The sequence below is a fragment of the Bacillus sp. NPDC094106 genome (assembly GCF_044764345.1).
GTDB lineage: Bacteria > Bacillota > Bacilli > Bacillales > Bacillaceae_G > Bacillus_A.
Genome location: NZ_JBIWHY010000004.1, coordinates 20,863 through 38,240, shown reverse-complemented (window position 1 = coordinate 38,240; position 17,378 = coordinate 20,863). Strand labels below are relative to the sequence as shown.

At 35.9% G+C, this 17,378-nt stretch carries 22 protein-coding genes and 1 pseudogene; 16 read left to right on the top strand and 7 right to left on the bottom strand.

Annotated elements, in window-relative coordinates; genetic code table 11:
* From ACIQ7L_RS06870 to ACIQ7L_RS06855, 4 genes are read right to left on the bottom strand one after another with little or no spacing between them, the layout of a single operon-like run.
* Complete coding sequence (locus ACIQ7L_RS06870; RefSeq protein ID WP_400567731.1) at positions 1-1,065, bottom strand: ABC transporter permease subunit; 1,065 nt, start codon at positions 1,063-1,065, stop codon at positions 1-3.
* Positions 1,066-1,077: 12 nt separating this feature from the next.
* Entirely contained in the window at positions 1,078-2,136 is a 1,059-nt protein-coding gene (locus ACIQ7L_RS06865) for an ABC-2 transporter permease (RefSeq protein WP_400567729.1), read from the bottom strand.
* A complete protein-coding gene (locus ACIQ7L_RS06860; protein WP_400567728.1) occupies positions 2,126-3,007 on the bottom strand; it encodes an ABC transporter ATP-binding protein in 882 nt (293 codons plus the stop codon). Before ACIQ7L_RS06860 ends, ACIQ7L_RS06865 begins: the two co-directional genes overlap by 11 nt.
* The gene (locus ACIQ7L_RS06855) at positions 2,973-3,392 is read right to left on the bottom strand and encodes a GntR family transcriptional regulator (RefSeq protein ID WP_400567726.1); all 420 of its coding nucleotides are present in this window, start codon (positions 3,390-3,392) and stop codon (positions 2,973-2,975) included. The genes ACIQ7L_RS06860 and ACIQ7L_RS06855 overlap by 35 nt, the downstream gene beginning before the upstream one ends.
* A 163-nt stretch (positions 3,393-3,555) precedes the next feature.
* Between ACIQ7L_RS06855 and ACIQ7L_RS06850 the strand changes: the two genes are divergently transcribed.
* From ACIQ7L_RS06850 to ACIQ7L_RS06800, 11 genes and pseudogenes are all read left to right on the top strand, one after another.
* Entirely contained in the window at positions 3,556-4,749 is a 1,194-nt protein-coding gene (locus ACIQ7L_RS06850) for a D-alanyl-D-alanine carboxypeptidase family protein (protein WP_400567724.1), read from the top strand.
* 173 nt (positions 4,750-4,922) lie between these two features.
* Positions 4,923-5,273, top strand: coding sequence for an anti-sigma F factor antagonist (spoIIAA, locus tag ACIQ7L_RS06845; RefSeq protein WP_097896731.1), 351 nt, complete (start codon positions 4,923-4,925; stop codon positions 5,271-5,273).
* Positions 5,274-5,714, top strand: a complete 441-nt coding sequence (gene spoIIAB / locus ACIQ7L_RS06840; protein WP_003200026.1) for an anti-sigma F factor — start codon at positions 5,274-5,276, stop codon at positions 5,712-5,714. It abuts the gene before it with no gap.
* Between the two features lie 12 nt (positions 5,715-5,726).
* Entirely contained in the window at positions 5,727-6,485 is a 759-nt protein-coding gene (gene sigF, locus ACIQ7L_RS06835; protein ID WP_017151017.1) for an RNA polymerase sporulation sigma factor SigF, read from the top strand.
* Between the two features lie 94 nt (positions 6,486-6,579).
* Positions 6,580-6,762: pseudogene (locus tag ACIQ7L_RS06830) on the top strand (stage V sporulation protein AA); the annotation flags it as partial.
* Between the two features lie 23 nt (positions 6,763-6,785).
* On the top strand, positions 6,786-7,244 hold the full coding sequence (gene spoVAC / locus ACIQ7L_RS06825) for a stage V sporulation protein AC (protein ID WP_400567721.1): 459 nt from the start codon (positions 6,786-6,788) through the stop codon (positions 7,242-7,244).
* Positions 7,245-7,256: 12 nt separating this feature from the next.
* On the top strand, positions 7,257-8,273 hold the full coding sequence (gene spoVAD / locus ACIQ7L_RS06820; RefSeq protein WP_400567719.1) for a stage V sporulation protein AD: 1,017 nt from the start codon (positions 7,257-7,259) through the stop codon (positions 8,271-8,273).
* 3 nt (positions 8,274-8,276) lie between these two features.
* A complete protein-coding gene (spoVAE, locus tag ACIQ7L_RS06815; RefSeq protein WP_335358514.1) occupies positions 8,277-8,627 on the top strand; it encodes a stage V sporulation protein AE in 351 nt (116 codons plus the stop codon).
* Between the two features lie 5 nt (positions 8,628-8,632).
* The gene (gene spoVAEA, locus ACIQ7L_RS06810) at positions 8,633-9,211 is read left to right on the top strand and encodes a stage V sporulation protein SpoVABEA (RefSeq protein WP_400567717.1); all 579 of its coding nucleotides are present in this window, start codon (positions 8,633-8,635) and stop codon (positions 9,209-9,211) included.
* Complete coding sequence (locus tag ACIQ7L_RS06805) at positions 9,189-10,661, top strand: spore germination protein (RefSeq protein WP_400567716.1); 1,473 nt, start codon at positions 9,189-9,191, stop codon at positions 10,659-10,661. The genes spoVAEA and ACIQ7L_RS06805 overlap by 23 nt, the downstream gene beginning before the upstream one ends.
* Positions 10,662-10,755: 94 nt before the next feature.
* Entirely contained in the window at positions 10,756-11,559 is an 804-nt protein-coding gene (locus tag ACIQ7L_RS06800; protein WP_400567715.1) for a Cof-type HAD-IIB family hydrolase, read from the top strand.
* Positions 11,560-11,781: 222 nt separating this feature from the next.
* On the opposite strand, the gene ACIQ7L_RS06795 is transcribed toward ACIQ7L_RS06800, so the two are convergent.
* A complete protein-coding gene (locus ACIQ7L_RS06795) occupies positions 11,782-12,648 on the bottom strand; it encodes a DUF1002 domain-containing protein (protein ID WP_400567713.1) in 867 nt (288 codons plus the stop codon).
* A 187-nt stretch (positions 12,649-12,835) separates the two neighbouring features.
* Here ACIQ7L_RS06795 and ACIQ7L_RS06790 point away from each other — a divergent pair, with 187 nt between their 5' ends.
* Together ACIQ7L_RS06790 and ACIQ7L_RS06785 are read left to right on the top strand one after the other, a co-directional pair.
* Positions 12,836-13,273: a peptidylprolyl isomerase gene (locus tag ACIQ7L_RS06790; protein WP_097896709.1), complete on the top strand. Its 438-nt coding sequence runs from the start codon at positions 12,836-12,838 to the stop codon at positions 13,271-13,273.
* 378 nt (positions 13,274-13,651) lie between these two features.
* Positions 13,652-14,020: a GNAT family N-acetyltransferase gene (locus tag ACIQ7L_RS06785; RefSeq protein WP_097896707.1), complete on the top strand. Its 369-nt coding sequence runs from the start codon at positions 13,652-13,654 to the stop codon at positions 14,018-14,020.
* Positions 14,021-14,040: 20 nt separating this feature from the next.
* Here the strand turns inward: ACIQ7L_RS06785 and ACIQ7L_RS06780 are convergent, their stop codons facing one another.
* Both ACIQ7L_RS06780 and ACIQ7L_RS06775 read right to left on the bottom strand, forming a co-directional pair.
* On the bottom strand, positions 14,041-14,559 hold the full coding sequence (locus tag ACIQ7L_RS06780; protein WP_400567712.1) for a DUF309 domain-containing protein: 519 nt from the start codon (positions 14,557-14,559) through the stop codon (positions 14,041-14,043).
* A 94-nt stretch (positions 14,560-14,653) separates the two neighbouring features.
* Positions 14,654-14,749: a YjcZ family sporulation protein gene (locus ACIQ7L_RS06775; protein WP_400567710.1), complete on the bottom strand. Its 96-nt coding sequence runs from the start codon at positions 14,747-14,749 to the stop codon at positions 14,654-14,656.
* Between the two features lie 169 nt (positions 14,750-14,918).
* Here ACIQ7L_RS06775 and ACIQ7L_RS06770 point away from each other — a divergent pair, with 169 nt between their 5' ends.
* The 3 genes from ACIQ7L_RS06770 to ACIQ7L_RS06760 all read left to right on the top strand — a co-directional run bounded on the left by ACIQ7L_RS06770 (position 14,919) and on the right by ACIQ7L_RS06760 (position 17,330).
* Entirely contained in the window at positions 14,919-15,653 is a 735-nt protein-coding gene (locus ACIQ7L_RS06770; protein ID WP_400567708.1) for a segregation/condensation protein A, read from the top strand.
* 122 nt (positions 15,654-15,775) lie between these two features.
* Positions 15,776-16,348 (top strand): SMC-Scp complex subunit ScpB, encoded by a 573-nt coding sequence (gene scpB / locus ACIQ7L_RS06765; protein ID WP_400567707.1) that lies wholly within the window; start codon positions 15,776-15,778, stop codon positions 16,346-16,348.
* A gap of 79 nt (positions 16,349-16,427) precedes the next feature.
* Positions 16,428-17,330: a ComEC/Rec2 family competence protein gene (locus ACIQ7L_RS06760; RefSeq protein WP_400567705.1), complete on the top strand. Its 903-nt coding sequence runs from the start codon at positions 16,428-16,430 to the stop codon at positions 17,328-17,330.
* The last annotated feature ends 48 nt before the right edge of the window (positions 17,331-17,378 follow it).

The following is a 17,378-nucleotide window of genomic DNA, read 5'->3' as shown; positions in this document are numbered from 1 at the left end:
TTATTTGAAATTCCAAGAGACCTTCCATTTCAATATTTTAGATAGAAGAAAATAGCTAATTATGCTTGCTCCCAAAAATCCAATGTAAAAATTAAGCAACGATCGAGTTCCACCAATTATTAAACCACCGCAAATTCCAATAAAGAAAATAGCGCATGCCATAACTATTTTTTGAAGCTTTGGATATAATAAGAAGTTACCATTCCGCTCATTGACTGAACGAACATATAAATACATACCGAGTGGCAACAAAATGATTATATGTGTAATAGGTGCAATCAATAATCTTGCTGAAGGAATGTTTGTAAAGTTTGGTTCATTATGACGCACTCCATCAGGATCGGTATAAGCACTTTGTGGATTATAATCAAATCTAATATGAAAATCTTCTGCTGGACCAGAAATACGGATGTTTTCCAAAACATGGTGCATATTGCTATTGTTTTCATGAAAGTCTATATTTGAGTGAACAGCAATGACTCCTGAGATAAGAGATGGAAGTAACAATGGGAACATGAATATAGCTGCAGTGAGAAGTCCCTGCGAGATAATATTCCCAGTAATTGTTCCTATACATAAGGCAAGCGTATAAATAGCGATTAATACAATTAACATGTATATAAAATAAGAATGAAATGGGGAAAACACTTGATATTTATTATGAAAAGTTGTCTTTTTCATAATGGCAAATAGTCCCCAGTTCATGCTGACAGCTGCTACAATGTTACAAATACCAAACAACCATTTTGTCATAAAAAGGTGTGAACGTTTAAAAGGCATGGACCAAAGAAAATCAATGGAGTTATTTTGTCTTTCCCAGCCGATTAAAGTACAGGCTAGAACGATAAGTGCACCGCCTTGAAACATGACAGGGTCCATAAGTGATAAATCAAAATGGTAATGATATATATAGTTCCATTCTTTATTCTCTTTTAGAAAGTATTGCTGTTCAATAGAAGACATATAGTATTTATATGACAAATTGTAGAAGCTGGCGAGCCAAAATAGCCAGACCATATATTTACTTTGTTGATACGTTCGGAGCCATAGTGCTTTTTGAAACATAGGATCTCTCCTTTAAAAAACTTTATAATTTGTTAGGCGTGATAATACGAGATAAGTGATGATTCCGGCGAAAAGCATACCGATATAGTAATTAAACAAGAAACTAAATTGATTTATTTTATAGCCACCCAGTAATGCGAAGTAGATTGTCGTTCCCCATATCCATATTCGTAAATGTTTTTGGAAAATAAATATCTTTTGACAATTTTCATTTGGAGATCGTTTGTATAAATATGTGCCAAGTAGTAAATAGAATATTGTATAGAAAATAGGAACTAGCACCGATTTAGCTGAATAATAAGTATGGTGTGCTGGATCTCTTAAGGTAGTTGAATCAGGTGCTTTCTTACGTCCTTCCGGATTATAGTAGTAAGTAATAGAAAAATTATATATCGGTGCAACAATATTTGTTTTTTTATTGATTTCAGAAAGACTTTCATATAAGTGAGAGTTTCTATTATTTGTAGCATCAAAATGATTTATTGTAAAATTGTATAGTAATGAAATAAATGTAAGTCCCATTAGTAACCAAGGAATACAAAAAACGACTTGTGAAACAACGCCTCCAGTAAAGGTACCGATACATAATGCAGCTGTATAGACTGCAACATATGAAACAATCGCATAAAGAAAGTATCGATGAAATGGCCCAAATGATTGATAATCAAAATGAATTGTTGTTTTATAAATAAAGTACATAAGAATCCAGTTTATAAGGAATGAGCCTACAATACAGAATGAACCGAAAGCCCATTTAGATAAGAAAACATCTTTTCTTTTAAATGGCATTGCCATAAGTAGGGTATTAGATTGGTTGCTACGTTCCCATCCAATTAACAGACAAGCTAAAGAAATGATAAAAATAGTTAACCAAAAACTACTATTCCCTGACCCAAATGCGTAATCATAATAGAACGTGCCTTTTTCCTGCAATTTATAATAATTTGCAAGTTGTTGCTGAGCTGCTTTATAGTATCTGTAAGATAAGTAATAAAGTGTACTCAAGAAAAATAGTAACGCAGCATACTTCCCGCGCTTCCAATTCCATATCCATAACGCCTTATGAAACATAAACATCCCCCTCAAGTGTCGTAACGAAGACATCTTCAAGTGACATTGTTAATTCTTCAATAAGTATTGGTTGCTCTTTATAAAACTTCTCAAGTGTTGTAGCAACGTTTTCTTCAATTAAAATCGTATACACTTTTCCTGTTTGATTTAATATTTTAATATTGCTTAAGTTTTCTAGTTTTTGAGGTAGTGAACGTTCATAAGCAACTTGTATTTTAGCAAATCGTGATTTTGCATCGTCTAGTGATGTAATAGAAGATACTGTATGTCCTTTTAACATAATGATTGTATCTGCTATTTTTTCAACTTCATCTAAATGGTGAGTAGAGATGAAAATCGTAATCTCTTTTTCAGCTACTTCCCCAACGAGAAATTGTAGGATTTGCCTTTTAACGATAGGGTCGAGCCCGTTTGTTGGTTCATCAAGAATGATATATTCAGCTTTTGCAGCGAAAGCTAAAATGATTGCAAGCAGTGCTTTCATTCCTTTTGAATAACTACGAATGCGTTTGTTTGGTAAGTTGAAACGCTCTAATAGTTCATGGAAATATTGTTCATCAAATGCTGTATAAACGGCTTTATAAAACTTCACAATTTCTTTTACTGTATATCCGTTCAGTATGTTAGTAGAATCCGGAACGTATACAACTTTTTGCTTAATTTCAGGATGCTGATGAACATCTGTACTTTCATATGTAACAGTTCCTGCATCTGGGTCTAAAATGCCGACCATCGTTCGTAATAAAGTGGTTTTTCCTGCACCGTTTCTTCCGAGTAATCCGACGATACTACCTTTTTGTAATGTGAAAGAAACATCGTCTAAAATGATTTGATTATCAATTGTTTTCTTCAATTTCGTCACTTTCAGCATCGGTATTTCCTCCAATCTCTTTGTAGTATGAATCTATCCAATCGTGAATTTTATCTTTTGTAATCCCAAGATAAGAAGCTTCTAGTAGTAATTGATGAAATTGCTTTTCAACCATAGCGATTTTCCTTTCGTCTAATGTCGGGGTAATCGATTGAGATACAAATGTTCCTTTTCCTCGTAATGTTTCAATAATTCCTTGGCGCTCTAATTCTTGATAAGCTTTGCTCACTGTATTTGGATTTATAACGAGCAAAGAAGCGAGCTCGCGTACAGAAGGAAGCTTATCGCCTGGAGCTAACATGTTTTTTAATACGAGTTCTTTTATATTTTGAACAATTTGTTCCCATATCGGAGTGTTGCTTCTTGGATCGAGTTGAATATGCAAGAGCAATGTCTCCTTCCTGATGAGTATTAAGTGTACTACTGTGTGTAATACACTTAATACAATATATACAGTAAGGTGATTTGTCAATACGATAATAGAAAAATATGGTATAAAAACATATTAATTGGAAAAAATAGGTTTGATATAGAATGGAGGGTTAGTCATGAAGCGAGTTTTTGGAATACTTATTTGTTTCATGGTGCTTTTTTCCGGTACTTCGGTTGGGTTTGCACAGTCCGAGAAAAAAGGGGCTGAGAAAACAGAAGTAGAAACAGGGCCGAAGTTAGCGGAGGAAGCATTGTCAGCAATTGTGATTGAGCAAGATACGGGTAAAATTTTATTTGAGAAAAATCCAAATGAGAAGTTACCACCTGCTAGTATGACAAAGATTATGACAATGCTATTAATTATGGAACAAGTTGAAAAAGGAAAATTGAAACTAGAAGATAAAGTCAGAGCAAGTGAACATGCAGCTTCCATGGGAGGATCGCAAATTTTTCTTGAGCCTGGGGAAGAAATGACAGTAAATGAAATGCTAAAAGGGATTGCCATTGCATCTGGAAATGATGCATCTGTTGCAGTTGCTGAACATATTGCTGGTTCGGAAGAAGGATTTGTAAACATGATGAATAAAAAAGCAAAGGATTTAGGATTAAAAAATACACATTTCCAAAATCCAACAGGTCTTCCTGCGAAAAATCATTATTCAACTGCAAATGATATGGCAATTATGGCGAAAGAATTGATGAAATATCCACTCATTCGGAAATATACAGGAAAATATGAAGATTATTTACGCGAAAATACGGAGAAAAAGTTTTGGCTCGTCAATACAAATAAATTAGTTCGTTTTTACCCGGGAGTAGATGGGGTGAAAACAGGATTTACGACAGAAGCAAAATATTGTTTAACGGCATCGGCTGAGAAAAATGGAATGCGTGTTATTTCTGTTGTAATGGGAGCACCTACATCAAAAGAACGAAATAACGAAGTAACAAAGCTTCTTGATTATGCGTTTGGACAATATACGACAAAGAAATTGTATAAGCGCAGTGAAAAGATTAAGACGGTACAAGTAGGAAAAGGTAAGAAGGAAAAGGTTGATTTAGTTGCATCAGATAATGTTTCTCTCCTTATGAAGAAAGGTGAGAATATGGACAAAGTAAAACAAGAAGTTATCGCTGAAAAGAAAGTAAAAGCACCGATCAAAAAAGGCGATGCACTTGGCACACTTGTCATTAAAAAAGATAAAAATATTTTATTAAAGCAGACAATCGTAGCGAGAGAAGATGTTCCTGCAGCGAGCTGGTGGGAATTATTTAAAAGAAGTTTTGGGATGTTTTCAACATCAAAATAGCGGCAAAAATTTTGCCGTTTTTCTATCTGCATACATGAAAAAAGTAGAATAATTGCTAAAGCTTACACATTATGGCGAAATAGTACTTCTTTTGTCATGAGGAAGGATTCTTATTTTATATTCACGAAAATCTTATGTAAATGAGTAAAGTTTGAGCATAAGGAGGAAATCGTGTGAGTCTTTCCATGCATTTAGAAGTAAAGCGTAATGTCTTATGTGTTAGGCTAGCGGGTGAATTAGATCATCATACTGCTGAAGAGTTGCGAGCGAAAGTAACCGATATGATCGAGACGCATGGTGTTCATCATATTGTATTAAGCCTAGAAAATTTAACATTTATGGACAGTTCTGGTCTTGGTGTTATATTAGGACGATATAAACATGTGAAAAGTTTAGGAGGGGAGATGGTCGTCTGTGCAATCTCACCTCCTGTCAAACGTTTATTTGAAATGTCAGGTTTATTTAAAATTGTTCGTTTAGAAGAAAGTGAAGCGCATGCGCTCGCGACATTGGGGGTGGCATAGATGAGAAATGAAATGAACCTTCAATTTTCAGCATTAAGTCAAAATGAATCGTTTGCTCGCGTTACAGTTGCTGCTTTTATTGCACAATTGGATCCAACGATGGAAGAATTGACAGAGATTAAAACAGTTGTGTCTGAGGCAGTTACGAATGCAATTATTCATGGGTATGAAGGGAATGCAGAAGGTGTTGTTTACATTTCAGTGATTTTGGAAGAAGCAATGGTGAAACTCACGATTCGAGATGAAGGGGTTGGCATTTTTAACTTAGATGAGGCAAGACAACCTCTTTTTACAACTAAACCTGAATTAGAGCGTTCCGGAATGGGATTTACTATCATGGAAAATTTTATGGATGAAGTAGAAGTTATTTCAAACGAATCTTTCGGGACAACAATCCATTTGACAAAATACTTATCAAATAGTAACGCTCTATGCAATTAAGGAGAATTGCCTATGGACATAGAGGTCAGAAATGAGAAGAAGAAACCTCAGCTAAAGGACCACGAGTTAAAAGCGTTAATTCAAAAAAGTCAAGATGGAGATCAAGGGGCGAGAGATACGATAGTTCAAAGTAATATGCGTCTCGTATGGTCGGTTGTACAGCGCTTTCTCAATCGAGGATATGAACCAGACGACTTATTTCAAATTGGCTGCATAGGCCTCTTGAAATCAGTAGACAAATTTGATTTATCTTTCGAGGTGAAATTTTCAACCTATGCAGTTCCAATGATTATTGGAGAAATACAGCGATTTTTGCGTGATGATGGATCGGTGAAAGTAAGCCGATCTTTAAAAGAAACTGGAAATAAAATTCGAAAAATGAAGGATGAGCTGTCTAAAGAATATGGGAGAGCTCCAACTATTAACGAGGTAGCAGAAGCGCTTGAACTAACGCCAGAAGAAGTTGTTCTTGCGCAGGAAGCAAGCCGTGCCCCATCTTCAATACATGAAACGGTGTATGAAAATGATGGAGACCCCATTACAATTTTGGATCAAATTGCAGATCAAACAGAAACGAAATGGTTTGATAAAATTGCTTTAAAAGAAGCGATTAGAGAGTTAGATGAACGTGAACGCTTAATTGTATATTTACGTTATTACAAAGATCAAACTCAATCAGAAGTAGCAGAGCGAATTGGAATTTCCCAAGTGCAAGTTTCGAGGCTGGAAAAGAAAATATTAAAACAGATGAAGGATCGAATAGATGAATAACATCTATTCGATTTTTTTTATGAAAAAAGTTGTATTAGAAAATTTTCCAGAAACCATACTACAACTACGAGGAATAGTGAAGAGGTGAATAGAGTTGGGACAAACAATCTATCTCAAACTGCGAAATGGTCTACAGGTATCCCCTTCGTATGCAGTAAAGATTGCCGATATCTCTCAAATAGCTGGGGATGCCAGTGTACTTGAAAACATACAAAATGAATTTGTCTATAAAATTACAGATCGTGATAAAACGCATGTTGTCATTGATGCTAGCAAAACGAGTAGGAGGGCGGTATAAAGATGACACAAAGAAAGTTGAAAGATGACTACATAAATAAAGTGAAAGATTATCATCCAAAGTCAAATTATGTGATGAATTGTGTAAAGGCGTTTGTTGTGGGAGGACTTATTTGTACAGTAGGAGAGGTACTGATGAAGTTTTATATGCATTATTTTCATTTTAGTGAGCAAGATGCCGGGAATCCTACAATAGCAACGCTTGTATTATTGTCAGCGATATTAACCGGATTTGGTGTATATGACAAAATCGGACAATTTGGAGGGGCTGGTTCGGCGGTCCCTGTTACTGGATTTGCAAATTCTATGGCTAGCGCTGCAATGGAACATCGCAGTGAAGGGATTGTCCTTGGGATTGCTACAAATATGTTTAAGCTTGCTGGGAGTGTAATTGTGTTCGGTGTTGTTGGGGCATACATTGTTGGTTTAATTCGATATACGTTTAAACTTTTGATGTCGTAAAGGAGGATAGATATGAGATTGACAGGAAAGCAAACATGGGTATTTCAAAATCACATATTTGTGAATGCAACGGGTACGGCTGTCGGTCCAAAAGAAGCAGAAGGTCCTCTTGGAAAGTATTTTGACATTTCATATGATAATTTACACTGCGGGGAGAAAAATTGGGAGCTCGCTGAAAGAAGACTCATGAGCGATTCAATTCAGCAGGTTATGCAAAAAGGGAATATATCAAATTCGCAGATTGATTTTTTTTTAGCAGGTGATTTATTAAATCAAACGGTGACAGCAAATTATGTTGCTCGTGAGCTCGGGATTCCTTTTTTAGGTATGTTCAGTGCCTGTGCTACATCGATGGAGACTTTAGCGCTTGGAGCAGCTTTTATTGATGGGGGGTTTGCTAACCGCGTGCTCGCTACAGTCAGTAGTCATAATGCAACTGCGGAAAGACAATTTCGCTATCCGACAGAGTATGGTGGACAAAGACCGAAAACAGCGACTTCCACTGTTACTGGGGCAGGGACAGTTTTAATTAGCAAAGAGTACAGTGATATTAAAATAACGGCCGCAACAATTGGGAAAGTACAGGATTTCGGAATTACCAATCCTTTTGATATGGGTTCGGCGATGGCACCGGCTGCTGCTGATACGATTCGACAGCATTTTGAAGATCTAGGAAGAAGTGCGGCAGATTATGATTTGATCGTTACTGGTGATTTATCAGGGGTTGGAACGCCAATTACGAAACAACTTTTGTTTGAGGAAGGGTATGAGCTCGGGTCTATATATAATGATTGCGGATTAATGATTTATGACGCGGATCAAGAAGAAGTTTTTGCGGGTGGTAGTGGCTGTGCTTGTTCAGCGGTTGTAACTTACGGACACTTACTACAAGAAATGCAAAAAGGAAATTTACAGCGTATTTTTGTAGTCGCAACGGGAGCGTTATTAAGTCCGATTATGATGCATCAAAAAGAAACAATCCCGACAATTGCACATGGCGTTGTATTTGAAAGAGTAAAAGGGGGGTGAATTGTGGATTTTATATATGCATTTATCGTTGGAGGAGCTATTTGTGTAGTAGGACAACTTTTATTAGATTTTGCAAAATTAACGCCTGCACATTTAATGGCAACTTTTGTAGTAATTGGAGCTATTTTAGATAGCTTTGGGCTATATGATAAACTCATAAAATTTGCAGGTGCTGGGGCGACGGTTCCCATTACAAGCTTTGGGCATTCCCTTTTGCACGGGGCATTACAAGCCGCTGAAAAACATGGGTATTTAGGAATAGGAATTGGGATGTTTAGTTTGACTTCCGCAGGAATTTCAGCGGCGATATTATTTGCGTTTTTTGTGGCACTTATATGTAAACCGAAAGGATAAATCAAATGAGACGAAGGGTTATTTTGGTGACAGATGGAGATGAATATGCGAAGCGAGCAATTGAGCTGTTAACAAAGGAATTTGGTGGAAGATGTATCTCGGCATCGCAGAGCAATCCAACTAAATTGACAGGACAGAAGATTGTTGAGCTTATTATGCAAACGCCATATGACCCTGTATTTGTCATGTTTGATGATAGTGGATTTATTGGGGAAGGTCCGGGAGAAAAGGCGTTAAAATATGTGGCAACGCATAAACAAATTGATGTTCTTGGCATTTTAGCTGTTGCATCTAATACACACCATTGGGAATGGGCACGTGTGGATGTCAGTGTAGACCGAGAGGGCCAGTTAACAGAATACGGTATTGATAAATTTGGGCTACCTGACGGCGAAATTGGCAGGATTAATGGGGATACGATTTATTGCTTAGATGAACTAAATGTTCCTGTTATTGTTGGGATTGGCGATATTGGAAAGATGTGTGGAAATGATGAGTGGGAGCGAGGATCGCCCATTACAAAGAAAGCAATTCAATTAATTTTAGAAAGGAGCGGGTTTTATGACGAAAAAGAAAAAAGTTAGTATTCCTATTTCTTCGTTTTTAAGTGACAATGAAAATTACTTAAAACAAACAGTTGGGCTGGGCGTCACATTTGATGTTGGGATTCGTAAATTTCAAATTCTTGATAAAAAAATTGGTGTATTGTTTGTAAATGGATTGTGTGATACAAACTACATCATTCACATTTTGGAAGAAGCAGTAGATACAAATGAAATAAGAGATGTTGAAGAAGATACAGTTAAGCTTTTAGAAAATCGCCTTATTCATCAACAAGTAAGTAAAGTGAAAACGATGGATGAGGTAATGCTACAAGTATTATCGGGACTTATTATTATCTTTGTGGAAGGTGAAACAGAGGCCTTTGCAATCGATGTTCGTAGTTATCCAGGACGAACACCGACAGAACCAGATACAGAAAAAGTAGTGCGCGGGTCAAGAGATGGTTTTGTAGAGAATATTATTGTAAATACAGGATTGATTAGAAGACGTGTCCGCGATCCACGTCTGCGAAATGAAATTATTCGGGTAGGGAATAGATCACAAACGGATATTTGTATTACTTATGTTCAAGATGTTGCAAATCCAGAGTTAGTAAGGATTATTAAACAAGAACTAGAGAACATTAATGTAGATGGAATTACGATGGCTGACAAGACGATTGAAGAATTTATAGTAAAACAAGGTTATAATCCATTTCCGCTTATTCGTTATACGGAAAGACCAGATGTGGCAGCGACTCATTTATTTGAAGGGCACGTATTAGTCATTGTTGACACATCTCCAAGCGTTATGATTACACCAACAACCTATTTTCATCATGTGCAGCATGCAGAAGAGTTTAGACAAAATCCTGCAGTTGGTACATTTTTAAGATGGATACGTTTTATAGGTATTTTATTTTCTCTATTTTTATTACCATTTTGGTTAGTATTTGTATTTGACCCAACACTCTTGCCAGAGAAGCTTGCTTTCATTGGTCCAAATAAAATGACGCATTTACCTATTTTGTTACAAGTTCTGATGGCTGATATTGGGCTTGAATTTTTACGAATGGCAGCCATTCACACGCCTACTCCATTATCATCAGCTACTGGATTGATTTCAGCAATTTTAATTGGTCAAATTGCAATTGATGTTGGCTTATTTGTTCCAGAAGTTATTTTATATACAGCTGTTACGATGATTGGGATATATGCAACACCAAGTTATGAATTAGGACTTGGAAATAAGCTTGGGAAATTATTTGTCATTATTTTAACCGGATTGTTTCACGGAATGGGATTTGTTATTGGAATAACGATATTGATTCTATTTTTAACATCCATTAAGAGTTTACAAACACCATACTTATGGCCGTTCCTACCGTTTGATTGGGGGGCGTTAACGAAAGTTTTATTACGCCCAACGATGTCTAGTTTGAAAGTAAGGCCAAGTATTGTACATCCGCAAAATATACGCAGGCAAAAATAAGCAGGGTATCTTCCTGCTTATTTTTTATTATAAATTTATTATTTTTTAACAAAAAAACAACATTTTTTTCGTACACTTAGAGTAGACATTGTGTATGAAAGGGGAAGAGGGCATGATTAAATTATTTGTAAGTGATTTAGACGATACACTGGTTTATAATGTGAGCCATATGCATGAGGAAGATGAAAAGGCACTTCGCTGGCTGGCGGAAAAAGGGACGAATATTTGCTTCGCTTCTGGTCGTTTTACACATCGAATTCACGATGCGGTTAGGAGGTTCACTTTTCCATATTATACGACGGGATTAAATGGGGCTACAATGTTATTACCAAATGGAAAACTATTTCATGAATCAAAATTTGATGATGGAGTTGCCCAGGAAATATATCGATATATACATGACAAAAGACTAGCTGATATCGTGTGTACAAAAGAGCAAAGATATACGAAAAAGAAAAATGAACACCATCATGCTTTTGAAGATTATATGGGCGTACATATTGCTGAAATAGAAACACTGGAGGAGGAATTTGGTAAAACGGTTCATCCAGCAAAGTTATTTGTGTATGGAGAAGAGGAAAAAATTATGACATTGGATCAAGAACTAAGGGGAACATTTCATGAGCAAGCTGAAATTTTTATTTCTGGAAAGCGTTATGTTGATATTATGCCAATGGGCGTGAGTAAAGGAAGTGCTTTGAAACGTTTGATGGAGCATTTGAAAATTGAAGCACATGAAGTGGCTTGCATTGGGGATTCTTTTAATGATGTTTCTATGTTTGCAGTAACGCCGCATTCTTTTACCCTTCATCATGCGCACCCGTATGTAAAGGGAAAAGCGCATCATATCGTCCGTTCTGTAGAAGAAGCCATTATGAAATTACCTTTGCTTATATAATACATAAATTTATTTTGATTTTTCGACATATAAGTTGCCGCTACGAAGAAAAAAGGTGACCGCTACTTATTTTCTCTCTTTGTCTTCACTTGGCATGGGCTAGGAAGAGGGTCTGGTCGCTTCTATGCATTGCTGGATGCTCTCTCTCATAAAAAGAAGGGGTTTATGTCGGGTTTTAATTTGGATTTATATAGAAAAAGCTCGTCAATGACGAGCTTTTTATTACTTAAACAACGATTTAATAAAATCAATGATACTGGAGAAGAAATCTTTTACTTTATCTAGGAATCCTTGTCCTTCTTCAGACCCTAAGAAGGCTGACACATGGTCTTTCGCTTTATTTAATTGGCTACTAACTTGGTTCCAGTCAATATTTAAATTTTTCATTTTATCAAATAGTGAAACTAAGCTATCTAATTGCTCATCTGTTAACGTAATACCAAGTTGATCGGCGACTTTTTTGATCAGTGTACGTAAATCTTCTGTTGTTTTTGGCTGCTCTTTAGCAATTTCTTCTTTTACTTTTGTGACAAGTTGAACAGCTTTGTCCTCACCGATTTTGTCACCAAGTTTCGCTGTTTGTACCATTTCCTCATTGGCGACTTTTTTTACTTCTTCAGGAATTTCTTTTTTCGATGTTGTTTCGTAAGCCTTCATTAAACCTGTTAAAGCAGCTGTTCCTGATACTTTAAATGGCGCTGTGATTTGAATCTCAGCATCTTTCACACCTGCTGTAATTAACGCGTTTGTGTACATTGCATCTGTTACCCAATTTATGTTTTTCGTTCGTACAATAAGACCAGATCCTGGTTTTGTGTACGTAATCATAGAAGAGGAAATAGCTTTCGTACCAATTTGCGATTGTGGAACGATACCCTCTAGAAATTTATGTTCTTCGGCATTAGATACAGTAATAACTTGTGCATCTTTTGGTGCTTTCATTTCTTTCAAAAGATCTTGCTTTTGTTGTTCAGATAAATTTTCTCCTAATGTAACAATTGATTCTCCCTCAATTATGTCTGCAAATGAAGCTGTTGGAATCATAAATACCGTAACAGCTAATAGCAGAGCTAATAATTTCGTTTTCACGAAAAATCGCTCCCTTTCTCTTTCTGGAATTTTCGGGCAACAAAGTTATTATAGTACATTTTTCGTATTTGTCATCTGTCTTCTTCTAGATTTCAAAAAAGAAGTATGAAGATTGTCGGATTCTTTTTGTTTCTGGGCATGAATATGGTAATATAGTGCTGAGATAGTTGAAAGGAGACATATACGTATGAAAACTTTAGGATACATATTAATGGAAAATGGTGAAAAAATCGAATTAGAATTTTTTGCAGAGGAAGCACCAAAAACAGTGGAAAACTTTAAAAAATTAGCGGACAAAGGATTTTATGATGGTGTTACATTCCACCGCGTTATTCCTGGTTTTGTAAGCCAAGGTGGAGACCCAACAGGAACAGGTGCAGGTGGCCCTGGTTATTCTATTCCATGTGAAACTGAAGGAAACCCTCACAGACATGTTGTTGGATCACTTTCTATGGCACATGCTGGCCGTAATACAGGTGGTAGCCAATTCTTCGTCGTTCATGAGCCGCAACCACATTTAGATGGTGTACATACTGTATTTGGTAAAGTTACAAGCGGAATTGAAACAGTATTAAACATGCGTCAAGGCGATGTAATGAAAGAAGTTAAAGTTTGGGAAGAATAAGTTAAAGAGAGCTAGTTAGCTCTCTTTTTTTGTTTGCAGAAAATAAGTTGCTCATTATCAATTGTAGATTTTTATTTTACAAACAGGAATTGGAGGGTAACATGCAGTAAATGATAAAGTGGGAGGACGAATTTTTTTACATTAAAATGATGTTATGCTGAGAACGGTCTTTCGCAAACATATATAAAATATGGTAGGGTTTCGTATGATTAATGAGTTTATGTACAGTTGACTTTCCGAATTTCTCTTTGTATGATTATCAAGTTGCTTTGACGGCCCTTCTCACTATAGTGAAAATATTGTAAAATAGATATGATATAGAAATAGTGGTTAAGGGGATAAATGGTTTGTAACTTTTGCTAAGAAGGGATAAGGGTTATGTTAATTCGTTTTAAAAAAAGTTATGAAAAGATTGCAATGGGGCTTCTTTCTTTTATGCCAACTGAAAAAGATGTGAAAACATTACAATTGACAATGAAAGAATATGATACAAAAGACAATTGGCAATTGTATTTGTGGAAACAAAATGATGATTTTGTTGGGATAGTCGGGGTTATTAAAAAGGAAGATCATGTATTAGAAATTCAACACCTTAGTGTGAATCCATCTCATCGTCATATGGGAATTGGGACAAAGATGGTTCAAGAATTAAAAGATAAGTTTCATGGTGTTACAATTTGTGGGAACGAGCAAACAGCTAGTTTTTGCGAAAAATGTAAGGGATTTGAACAAAATATACATTCATGAAAGCAGAGATGGAAATGTAATCATCTCTGCTTTCTTTTTGTTAGTTGTTCGTTTCGCTCGAAAATGATAGCGTCTCGATTACGCAATGTGTGCTTGTGGATAATATATTCACTAGGAAGAGAATGAATATTTTTCCAAGGGAGGTCATTTTCAAAACATAATTGTACGCATGTGTTTTCTAAAGCGGTATCTGAAAAAGGTAAAAATATAGGTGTAAAAGTTGCTTTTGCAAGAATAGACTGTAATTGTTTTTTGAGTAAAGATAAAAGTTGTTGATCATCTAGTCCTAATGAATGTATGTGATCACGTTCTTTTTCTAAGATGGAAATTGCGCTTTTCATCATTTTTGCCGCACCATTCCAATTTGATCGTCTTTGGTGGTATAAAGAAACGGCAATTTGAATAAAACCAACCCAGTAGTTATCACGATCTCCTCGTGGCTTTAATTTCCAATGTTCTTCTAGCACCTCATGACATTCAAAATAATCGTAGTCTCCATGAAAATGAATTAAAAACTGTATGTATGCTTTAGGATACATCTTTTTCGCTCCTGTCTAACGGGTTTTATGTACAGTTTATCATATAAGTAGTAAACGGCTAGAGAAGTTCTCTAGCCGTTTACTACAGTCTGCATTAGCAGAAGCAAGCCGCTCCTACAATGATTAATAAAATAAATAGTACAACAAGTAAAGCGAAACCGCCGTGAAAACCACAATCAGAATGGCCCATAGTTTTTGTACCTCCTACATTGTTCTTACTACACTGCTATCATATGAAGAGGTGGGCATTATTGTATGGGCTGGTGTCTATTTTAAATTAAATTTCTCAAAAAGGTTGGATAGAACATAAGTATGCTCTATACTTATGTTGTTATAGAAAAAATGTGGTGGGATGTTTTGTGCAATATAATTTTAAAGTTGAGGCTTTTGAAGGGCCTTTAGATCTATTGTTACATTTAATTCATCGCTATGAAATTGATATATATAATATTCCTGTAGCGGAAATTACAGAGCAATATTTATCTTACATTCATACGATGAAAGAATTACAATTAGATGTTGCAAGTGAGTATTTGGTGATGGCTGCAACGCTATTGCAAATTAAAAGTAAGATGTTGTTACCGAAACAAGAGGAAGATGTACATGATAATGGTGAAGACTTTATAGATGACCCTCGTCAAGAGTTAATGGAGCGGTTAATTGAATATAAAAAATATAAGCAAGTTGCTACTGAGTTAAAAGAGAGAGAACAAGAAAGAGCACAGCTGTATACACGTCCACCAATCGATTTTACATCGTTTCAGCAGGAAGAGGAGACGAATTTACCGCTAGATGTTACGCTATATGACATGCTAGCGGCGTTTCAAAAACTTATACGCCGTAAAAAATCACAGCGTCCAGTAACAACGCGGATTACTCGTCAGGAAATACCAATTGAACAGCGCATGACTGATATTTTACAGCAATTAGATACAGTAGGTGATCGTCAAAGTTTTTATGATTTATTTGCTGATGAAGAGCGTGAAATAATGGTGGTAACCTTTTTAGCTGTACTTGAGCTTATGAAAAATCAACAAATTGTTATTGAACAAGAGCATAATTTTGATGAAATCTTTTTGTCACGATCTAATTAAAGTTTTGCCGCATCGTTTGGAACGATAAAAGGGATGTTGAACCGGACGCAATTTACTGTGATTCGGCTTTTTTTTATGAGTACTTTTGGTGAGGAAAAGATATGAGAAAGGAGATTGTACACTTGGAAAGAAAAGAACAAATGGCAATTATTGAAGGACTTTTATTTGTTGCTGGGGATGAAGGGATTTATCCAGAACAAATGGCAAAAGTACTTGAAATTGAAGTGAAAGATGTAGTTCAAATGATTGAAGAGATGCAAAAAGAATGGGAAGGGATACAGCGAGGATTACAAATTGTACAATTTGCGAAAGTGTACCGTCTAGTAACCAAAAAAGAACATGCGCTATATTATCAAAAGTTAATGGATGCACCAACAGCAGCTTCTCTTTCTCAGGCAGCTCTTGAAACATTGGCGATTGTTGCTTATCGTCAGCCAATTACAAGAACGGAAATGGAAGAGATTCGTGGTGTGAAAACGGACAGAGCATTACAAACACTAGTTTCACACTTACTTATCAAAGAAATTGGCAGAGCTGAAGGGCCAGGGCGTCCTATTTTGTATGGCACGACAAAAGAGTTTTTAGATACGTTTGGATTGCAAACATTAGATGACTTACCTGTTCTTTCTGAGGAAAATGAACAAATGAATGAAGCAGACCTATTCTTTGGTTCCTTGCAGGAATTATCAAAATGAAAGCTTAGCACTTCGCTAAGCTTTTTTTGTATATGAAATACACGGCGTGTCATACTAAATGAAAAAAAGGAGACGAATTATGAAAGGTGTACGGATTATTCTATTGCTAGTTTCTGTTTTATTGTGTTGTTCATTAAACAGTACATCTGCTAAAAGATATATGATGTCTGTTCATACTGCGTCCTCTTTTGCTGTGCAACGTCCACATTTAGGGAAAATGAAAGTGAGTTTTTTTAAGGTAGGGCAAGGTGATGCCACGCTAATTACTTTACCGAATGGTCAAACGATGTTAATTGATGGAGGTCCTTATGAAGCGGGAGAAGAAATTATTCAAAAATTAATTGAAAAAGGAATTAACCATTTAGACGTAGTAGTAGGGACTCATCCAGATATGGATCATATAGGCGGACTTATTCCAATTATAGAACAAATGCCGGTATCGCTTGTATTAGATAGTGGGAAAACGTATAGTTCTTTTACATATCATACGTATAGGAGCAATATTAAAAAGAGAGGGATTCCGTTTGTTCGTGTAAAACAAGGACAACATATCCCGTTAGATCCCCATGTGTCCATTCAAGTGTTAAACAATGGAAAATCAAAGGACGAAAATAATGAATCCTCCATTGTTCTAAAGATTCGATATGGTAAGGCTGATTTTTTATTAATGGGAGATGCTGATATACAAACTGAAAATAAAATATTAAAGCAGTATGATGTACATGCAGATGTATTAAAAGTAGGTCATCATGGTTCATACACATCAACGAGCGAAGTATTTTTGAAAAGGGTGGATCCTTCATTTGCTATTCTTTCTTACGGTAGCAAAAACCCATATGGTCATCCTCATCAAAGTGTGGTAAAGAGATTGAAAAAATGTGGTGTAATGGTGTATGGAACAAATAAACGAACAGTGGAGATGGAGACAGACGGGGACCATATTTCCATATGGTCAAATATACCGCTTCCATTGTTAAAGTAGAGAAGTAGTTAAGAACCTATAAATGCTGAGCAGGGAAATGAAAATAAA

What these genes read in the sequence shown, in the direction of transcription:
- ACIQ7L_RS06870 (WP_400567731.1), bottom strand. Translation starts at nt 1,065, where the DNA reads ATGTTTCAAAAAGCACTATGGCTCCGAACGTATCAACAAAGTAAATAT.
- ACIQ7L_RS06865 (WP_400567729.1), bottom strand. Translation starts at nt 2,136, where the DNA reads ATGTTTCATAAGGCGTTATGGATATGGAATTGGAAGCGCGGGAAGTAT.
- ACIQ7L_RS06860 (WP_400567728.1), bottom strand. Translation starts at nt 3,007, where the DNA reads ATGCTGAAAGTGACGAAATTGAAGAAAACAATTGATAATCAAATCATT.
- ACIQ7L_RS06850 (WP_400567724.1), top strand. Translation starts at nt 3,556, where the DNA reads ATGAAGCGAGTTTTTGGAATACTTATTTGTTTCATGGTGCTTTTTTCC.
- spoIIAB (WP_003200026.1), top strand. Translation starts at nt 5,274, where the DNA reads ATGAGAAATGAAATGAACCTTCAATTTTCAGCATTAAGTCAAAATGAA.
- sigF (WP_017151017.1), top strand. Translation starts at nt 5,727, where the DNA reads ATGGACATAGAGGTCAGAAATGAGAAGAAGAAACCTCAGCTAAAGGAC.
- spoVAC (WP_400567721.1), top strand. Translation starts at nt 6,786, where the DNA reads ATGACACAAAGAAAGTTGAAAGATGACTACATAAATAAAGTGAAAGAT.
- spoVAD (WP_400567719.1), top strand. Translation starts at nt 7,257, where the DNA reads ATGAGATTGACAGGAAAGCAAACATGGGTATTTCAAAATCACATATTT.
- spoVAEA (WP_400567717.1), top strand. Translation starts at nt 8,633, where the DNA reads ATGAGACGAAGGGTTATTTTGGTGACAGATGGAGATGAATATGCGAAG.
- ACIQ7L_RS06805 (WP_400567716.1), top strand. Translation starts at nt 9,189, where the DNA reads ATGACGAAAAAGAAAAAAGTTAGTATTCCTATTTCTTCGTTTTTAAGT.
- ACIQ7L_RS06800 (WP_400567715.1), top strand. Translation starts at nt 10,756, where the DNA reads ATGAAAGGGGAAGAGGGCATGATTAAATTATTTGTAAGTGATTTAGAC.
- ACIQ7L_RS06790 (WP_097896709.1), top strand. Translation starts at nt 12,836, where the DNA reads ATGAAAACTTTAGGATACATATTAATGGAAAATGGTGAAAAAATCGAA.
- ACIQ7L_RS06785 (WP_097896707.1), top strand. Translation starts at nt 13,652, where the DNA reads ATGTTAATTCGTTTTAAAAAAAGTTATGAAAAGATTGCAATGGGGCTT.
- ACIQ7L_RS06780 (WP_400567712.1), bottom strand. Translation starts at nt 14,559, where the DNA reads ATGTATCCTAAAGCATACATACAGTTTTTAATTCATTTTCATGGAGAC.
- ACIQ7L_RS06775 (WP_400567710.1), bottom strand. Translation starts at nt 14,749, where the DNA reads ATGGGCCATTCTGATTGTGGTTTTCACGGCGGTTTCGCTTTACTTGTT.
- ACIQ7L_RS06760 (WP_400567705.1), top strand. Translation starts at nt 16,428, where the DNA reads ATGAAAGGTGTACGGATTATTCTATTGCTAGTTTCTGTTTTATTGTGT.